This is a genomic window from Bergeyella porcorum (genome assembly GCF_042427575.1).
GTDB lineage: Bacteria > Bacteroidota > Bacteroidia > Flavobacteriales > Weeksellaceae > Bergeyella > Bergeyella porcorum.
This window is the reverse complement of record NZ_JBHMFD010000016.1, coordinates 21,057-27,486: the sequence shown is the minus strand read 5'-3', so window position 1 is coordinate 27,486 and position 6,430 is coordinate 21,057. Positions and strand designations below refer to the sequence as shown.

7 protein-coding genes are annotated in these 6,430 nt (G+C 37.0%); 6 read left to right on the top strand and 1 reads right to left on the bottom strand.

All coding sequences use genetic code 11. The features are described from left to right. Window positions 1-166 precede the first annotated feature (166 nt). The 5 genes from rplU to ACFFUE_RS10080 all read left to right on the top strand — a co-directional run bounded on the left by rplU (window position 167) and on the right by ACFFUE_RS10080 (window position 3,006). A complete protein-coding gene (gene rplU, locus ACFFUE_RS10100; RefSeq protein WP_376835008.1) occupies window positions 167-730 on the top strand; it encodes a 50S ribosomal protein L21 in 564 nt (187 codons plus the stop codon). Between the two features lie 26 nt (window positions 731-756). After that, window positions 757-1,014 carry a 50S ribosomal protein L27 gene (rpmA, locus tag ACFFUE_RS10095; protein ID WP_327983793.1) on the top strand — a complete coding sequence of 86 codons (258 nt, stop codon included), beginning with the start codon at window positions 757-759 and terminating at the stop codon, window positions 1,012-1,014. A 265-nt stretch (window positions 1,015-1,279) separates the two neighbouring features. After that, window positions 1,280-1,822, top strand: coding sequence for a cytochrome-c peroxidase (locus ACFFUE_RS10090; protein WP_376835006.1), 543 nt, complete (start codon window positions 1,280-1,282; stop codon window positions 1,820-1,822). 22 nt (window positions 1,823-1,844) lie between these two features. Continuing rightward, the gene (locus tag ACFFUE_RS10085; protein ID WP_376835004.1) at window positions 1,845-2,348 is read left to right on the top strand and encodes a DUF4920 domain-containing protein; all 504 of its coding nucleotides are present in this window, start codon (window positions 1,845-1,847) and stop codon (window positions 2,346-2,348) included. Between the two features lie 70 nt (window positions 2,349-2,418). Then, complete coding sequence (locus ACFFUE_RS10080) at window positions 2,419-3,006, top strand: Uma2 family endonuclease (RefSeq protein WP_376835002.1); 588 nt, start codon at window positions 2,419-2,421, stop codon at window positions 3,004-3,006. 75 nt (window positions 3,007-3,081) lie between these two features. Here ACFFUE_RS10080 and ACFFUE_RS10075 read toward each other — a convergent pair whose 3' ends face one another. Next, on the bottom strand, window positions 3,082-5,280 hold the full coding sequence (locus ACFFUE_RS10075; protein WP_376835000.1) for a glutamine synthetase III family protein: 2,199 nt from the start codon (window positions 5,278-5,280) through the stop codon (window positions 3,082-3,084). A 249-nt stretch (window positions 5,281-5,529) separates the two neighbouring features. On the opposite strand from ACFFUE_RS10075, the gene ACFFUE_RS10070 reads away from it, so the two are divergent. Continuing rightward, a complete protein-coding gene (locus ACFFUE_RS10070) occupies window positions 5,530-6,243 on the top strand; it encodes a WG repeat-containing protein (RefSeq protein WP_376834998.1) in 714 nt (237 codons plus the stop codon). Window positions 6,244-6,430 lie beyond the last annotated feature (187 nt).

Here is a 6,430-nt window from a genome sequence, read left to right as displayed (position 1 = left end):
ACCATTTTTCATCTTCTAATGCGTATTTTTTTTCTCTTTTTTCTTTTCGCATTAGATACTTGAACTTAGGTAAGTAAAAATATTTCGCTTCAAGTCTTTGTATTTCAAAAAAAATGCTTACTTTTGCGGACTGAATTAAATCATTAACCTAAAAAATATTTAAACAATGTTTGCAATTGTAGAGATAGCAGGGCTTCAATACAAAGTTGAGCAAGATCAGAAGTTGTTTGTAAACCGTTTGAAAGGAGATAAAGGTGCGAAAGTATCTTTCGACAAAGTTCTTCTTACTGTAAACGGAGCAACAACAGTTGGCGCCCCGGCTGTAAGCGGTATCACAGTAGATGCTGAAATTTTAGACCACGTTCAAGCGGATAAAGTAATCGTTTTCAAAAAGAAAAGAAGAAAAGGATACGCTAAAAAGAACGGACACAGACATCAATTGACTCAAATCTTGATTACTGGCATTACTGGTTTTGAAGGTGGAGCAAAAAAGTCTGCTAAAAAAGAAGCTCCTAAAGCAGAATCTGCTGAAGCGTCTGACAGAGATACTGTAAACTTCTCTGAAGACCACGAGTTGAATTACAAACTAAAAAAACACGGATTGTCTCAATCTAAGGAAAACCGTGAGCTTTTAGTGAAATTGGCAGAAGGTAAAAATGAATTGCCTCACGCTGAAGTAGATGCGCTTATTGAAAACAATATCGCAGATTTCAAAGAATTGAAAAAATAAGAACCCTTTAAAAAATCTAAAATAAGATGGCACACAAGAAAGGAGTTGGTAGTTCCAAAAACGGTAGAGAATCTCACTCTAAAAGATTAGGCGTGAAGATTTTCGGAGGACAAGAAGCAATCGCTGGTAACATCATTGTAAGACAAAGAGGTACGCAGCACCACCCAGGTGAAAATGTAGGTATGGGTAAAGACCACACATTATTCGCATTGGTAGATGGAAAGGTTGTTTTCAGAAAGAAAGCTAATAACAGATCTTTTGTATCTGTAGAGCCTAATGCATAATTAGACTTTATAAAAATCTTAATCCCGATTTACTTTGGTAAGTCGGGATTTTTTTTGTTGAATGATATATATCATTACACTTTTATGTATTGATGTACAGTTACATACATCGATGTTATGCGGCTTATTTTAATTTTATTTAGAATATTTAAAAATAATATTTACATTTGCTGCGTTTTTCAGAAAAGAAAAATATCAGGCGAATGAAGGTAGTTTTTACAGTTTCTGCACTATTGATAAGCACAGCAATCTTATATGCCACAATATGAAGGCAGCTATGGTGGACATCTACGCAATTCTTTTAGCTTTTCTTCAGGTACGAGATGTGTTGGGCAAAAATAAAAAAGTCCTTTCGGATAGCGAGGTAAGAGGGCTACACTTATTCCGAACCAAAGCCAATTGTATCAACTGTCACAATACGCCCTATTTTTCGGATAATAAATTTCATAATTTAGGACTCACCTACTATGGTAGAAAATACGAAGATTTAGGACTTTATCTCACTACTAAAAAGAATGAAGATGTAGGAAAATTCAAAACACCTACTTTGAGGGAAGTCTCCGAAACCAAACCTTATATGCACAATGGATTGTTTCCTCAGTTGGAAAATGTGGTGATGATGTACAACGAGGGTATGGGCGTGGAAAAACCCAAAGGGGAGCAGATGAACGACCCTAAGTTTCCGAAAAAATCAGAAATGATACAAAAACTCAACTTATCTGATGAGGAAGTGCAAGATATTGCCGCTTTTTTAAGAACTTTGCATAGTTATAAATACAAAATGCGACCACCAGAGTTGCCTCAATAAACCATTTAAAAACCTTTTAAAAATGAAAAAAATATTATGGAGTGCTTTATTAGTGGGGATTACCACAATAGCACAAGCACAGCAAAAAGTGAATCTCACCATAGAAGAAGCAAAACCAGGCGTAGAATATGGAGCGGGAGTTCCAGAAGCCATCACTTTTAATGTGTATGATACAGAGAAAATAATGAAGGAAATAGAACAGACCCAAGACCAGCAACTGAAAGACATTGTGATTTCGGCAACGGTAACAGCGGTTTGTGAGAAAAAAGGCTGTTGGCTCACCTTGCAAAACCCTGAAAACAAAAGATTTTTTGTAAAGATGAAGGATTATGCGTTTTTCTTACCTCAAAACATTGTAGGTAAAAAAGTGTTGCTCCACGCCGATGTTGCTAAAAGAGTAATTTCAGTGAAGGAATTGCGTCATTATGCAGAAGATGCTAAAAAATCAAAAGAAGAAATTGAAGCGATTACCGAACCGAAGGAAGAATTTCGTGTAATGGCAAAAGGCATTAAAGTAGTGGGATAATCACGGTTCAATCTGATTTCCAAAGGAAGTACATTAGGAAAAATAATTAACTTTGTGAAAAATATTGAATATGGAAACCATTACAAACATTAATCAATTGGATTTAAACAAAACCTATTCCTATGCCGATTATCTCCTATGGCGATTCAAGGAGCGGGTGGAGCTTATTAAAGGGAAAATCCTGAAAATGTCTCCTGCACCCAGTAGAAAGCATCAGGAAATTTCGAGAAATATCAATAGGGTTTTGGACCAATATTTTTATGGGCAAAAATGCAAATTGTATTACGCTCCTTTTGATGTAAGAATTCCAAGGCAAAGCAGCGATGACAAGGAAGTCTTCACCGTGGTTCAGCCAGATTTATGTGTGGTATGCGATGAATCCAAACTAGATGATAAAGGCTGTATTGGGGCTCCAGATTTGATAGTGGAAATTCTTTCTCCAGGCAACTCTAAGAGGGAAATGAAAGACAAGTTTGAACTTTATCAGGAATCGGGCGTTAGAGAGTATTGGATTGTAGATCCTAATCAGGAGAGTGTACTGATTTACATCCTAAAAAACGGAGAGTATATCGGGCTAAAGCCCGTGGTAGATGATGTAGCGGTCTCCTATATCTTCCCTGATTTAACCGTTCATACCAATGATATTTTTACAATGTAAATAGATAGCTTGTTATTTCAAACAAAACACCCCGACCGAAGTTTTTCGGTCGGGGTGTTTTATCATTCAGGGAAATTATTTTGTAAAAAGTAATTCTCTGTATTTGGTCATTGGCCAAAGCTCATCATCTACCATCATTTCTAGAGCATCAGACGCTTCGCGAATTTTATCAAATCTCGGTTTCACATTATTGCAATATGCTTCCGCTTGCTCTTGTCCGTGCAATTGAGACGCTTTCGCTTTCGCTTCCAGAAGCTCATCCACTCCAATTTTGATTTGAGAAACATTTTCAGAAATGCCTCGTATTAAATCCATTTGCTCTTTGGCTAAAGATTTGAATTCTTGCTCACCGAAGATTTCCTTTAAGCCCTTTACATTGTCTATCAAACGATTTTGATAATTAAGAGCTGCAGGAATGATGTGGTTTCTCGCAATGTCGGACAGCACTTTTGCTTCAATATCAATGTTGGTAGAGTATTTCTCCAGCTTAATCTCGTTTCTTGCTTCAAATTCTCTATGATTGTAGATGCCTAATTCTTCATACAAAGCGATGAATTTTTGGTTCAATTCATATTTCAAGGCTTCTGGAGTAGTTTTAAGGTTGTTCAGTCCTCTTTTTTCAGCTTCTTTTGCCCAATCTTCAGAGTAGCCATCGCCTTCAAACATTATTTTTTTACTCTCTTTGATGTATTCCCTTAGTACATTGAAAATTGCTTCGTCTTTCTTGAGGTTTTTACCATCTATCAAAGCATCTACCTCATTTTTGAATACTCTCAATTGTTTTGCAACGATGGCATTAAGCACCGTCATTGGCTCCGCACAGTTGGCAGAAGAACCTACGGCACGGAACTCAAACTTGTTCCCCGTAAAGGCAAAAGGAGAAGTTCTGTTTCTATCGGTATTATCCAAAAGGATTTCTGGAATTTTCCCTACTACATTGAGTTTCAACTCTGTTTTTTCCTCTGGTGAAAGTTTGCCATCGGTAACTTTTTCAAGCTCTTCCAAAACGCTGTATAGCTGACTTCCAATAAATGCCGAAACAATAGCAGGAGGAGCTTCATTGGCACCTAGACGATGGTCGTTACTTGCTGATGCGATGCTGGCACGCAATAAATCGCCATATTCGGAAACTGCTTTCAAAGCATTCACAAAGAAGGTCAAAAATTGAAGGTTTTTCTTTGGGTTTTTACCAGGGCTCAAAAGGTTTTCCCCTGTGTCTGTTGCCAAAGACCAGTTATTATGCTTTCCACTACCATTCACGCCCTTGAAAGGCTTTTCGTGGAATAGGATATGGAAATGATGCTTGTGAGCCACTCTTGCCATAATATCCATCAGTAGAGAGTTGTGATCTACCGCTACATTGGTTTCCTCAAACATCGGAGCCAATTCAAATTGGTTAGGAGCCACTTCATTATGCCTTGTTGTTACAGGGATTCCCAATTTCATACATTCAATTTCCAGCTCTTTCATAAAGTTCATCACCCTCGTAGGAATAGAGCCGAAATAGTGGTCGTCTAGCTGCTGTCCTTTTGCAGGCGAATGTCCTAAAAGGGTTCTTCCTGTGAAGATAAGGTCTAGCCTAGATTGGTAAAGAGCGGTATCTACCAAAAAATATTCCTGCTCCCAGCCCAAAGTAGCCGTTACTTTTGTTACATTTTTATCAAAATAAGATTTGCAAACTTCTGTTGCTGCTTCATCTATTGCACTTAAAGCTCTTAGCAATGGTGTCTTATAGTCCAAAGTTTCCCCCGTATAAGAGATAAAAATGGAAGGAATACAAAGCGTAGTTCCGATGATAAATGCTGGGGAGGTAGGGTCCCAAGCGGTATATCCTCTTGCTTCAAAGGTGTTTCTGATACCACCATTAGGGAAAGATGACGCATCTGGCTCTTGCTGGATAAGCATACTTCCGTTGAATCTTTCTATGGCTCTATCGCTTTCAAATGGCGTAAAGAAAGAATCGTGTTTTTCTGCTGTAGAACCCGTAAGTGGCTGAAACCAGTGGGTGTAGTGCGTAACACCTTTGGATAGTGCCCAGTCTTTCATCGCTACGGCAATTTGGTCGGCAATATGTCTAGGTGTTTTAGTACCTTTTTTAATGGCATCTTGAATAGAAGTAAATGCTTCTTTGGTAAGGTAAGCTCTCATAGTCTCTTCGGAGAAAACATTTTCGCAGAAGAGTTCAGATAATTTTTTAGGAACTTCTATGGCGTTGTCTTTTCTATAATTTCTAAAAGGCAACTCAGATAATGCTTTAAATCTTAATGTGGACATCTTAATGTGATTTTAATTGATGCAAAGTTATATATTTTTTCAATACAAAAACATTTCACCATTAAAAAATAAGGGGTCGAATTTTATTTTAACACAAATGAAACTAAAACACCCCCTTAAAAATATAGAGTAATATATATATATATATATAAAACACACACAACAAGTACCTTTCTGCAAAACATCAATTTTATTCAATGAGAAATATTAGCACAATTTTTGATACCCAAAAGCCATTAAAAATATCCTATGAGAAGATTTTTTCTTTTTCTTATCCTTTTCACTACGCTCTACAACGCACAGAGTAAAAATAAAAAAACCTCAATAAAGCCTATTGATTTATCCAAAATCAATGATTCCATTCCTGCCCTTATCCCACAGAAGAAAGACGGCAAATTCGGCTTCATCACCCAGCGAGGCAAAGTTGCTATCCCTCATCTATATAGCAATGTAGGTTTCTTTACGGAAGATTGCAATCTTCTTAATTCTAAAAATGAAAAAGTAAGAAAATTTGGCACTAATGATTACGCTTCAGTGAGAAAAGATGGTAAAAACTACCGCATCACAACCAGTGGAAAGCTCGCTTATCAGTATCAAGATACCGATTTAGCCCAATGCCCATTCGAATTCAAGCAGCAAAAATATTATTCTTTCGTTAGGCAAGGTTTTTTTGGAATTGTAGAGAAAGAAAAATTCCACGATGAAGCCGATTACAGGCAATACATCATCTATCCACAGTATCAATATCTTCATATAATGGAAGGCGATGATGTTCATAATCCTATGATTATCGCAGCGATAAATGACAAATTCGGGGTCATTGATATTCACAATCGGGTGATTATCCCTTTCATCTATGCTGATATCAAGCGAAATTTCAGCTGGAAACTCGCCCGCCTTTTTGAGGTTACCACAGATGGAAAGAACTATTTTTATGTAGATTCAAAAAATAGAAGTTATTAAATCCCTGCTCTCCTATTGTCATATTTTCACAAAAACATTATCTTTGCCCCCGATAAAAAAGGGGTGCTACGCACGCGTGGCTGAGATTATACCCAATGAACCTAGAACAGGTAATGCTGTTTAGGGAAACATAAAAATTCAAGGTTTGAAGTTAAAAATTCAAGATTAAAAACATTGAATAAAAAAA

Excerpts from the sequence above, each read along its gene's own strand:
- rplU (WP_376835008.1), top strand. The coding sequence starts at position 167 with ATGTTTGCAATTGTAGAGATAGCAGGGCTTCAATACAAAGTTGAGCAA.
- ACFFUE_RS10075 (WP_376835000.1), bottom strand. The coding sequence starts at position 5,280 with ATGTCCACATTAAGATTTAAAGCATTATCTGAGTTGCCTTTTAGAAAT.
- ACFFUE_RS10080 (WP_376835002.1), top strand. The coding sequence starts at position 2,419 with ATGGAAACCATTACAAACATTAATCAATTGGATTTAAACAAAACCTAT.
- rpmA (WP_327983793.1), top strand. The coding sequence starts at position 757 with ATGGCACACAAGAAAGGAGTTGGTAGTTCCAAAAACGGTAGAGAATCT.
- ACFFUE_RS10070 (WP_376834998.1), top strand. The coding sequence starts at position 5,530 with ATGAGAAGATTTTTTCTTTTTCTTATCCTTTTCACTACGCTCTACAAC.
- ACFFUE_RS10085 (WP_376835004.1), top strand. The coding sequence starts at position 1,845 with ATGAAAAAAATATTATGGAGTGCTTTATTAGTGGGGATTACCACAATA.
- ACFFUE_RS10090 (WP_376835006.1), top strand. The coding sequence starts at position 1,280 with ATGAAGGCAGCTATGGTGGACATCTACGCAATTCTTTTAGCTTTTCTT.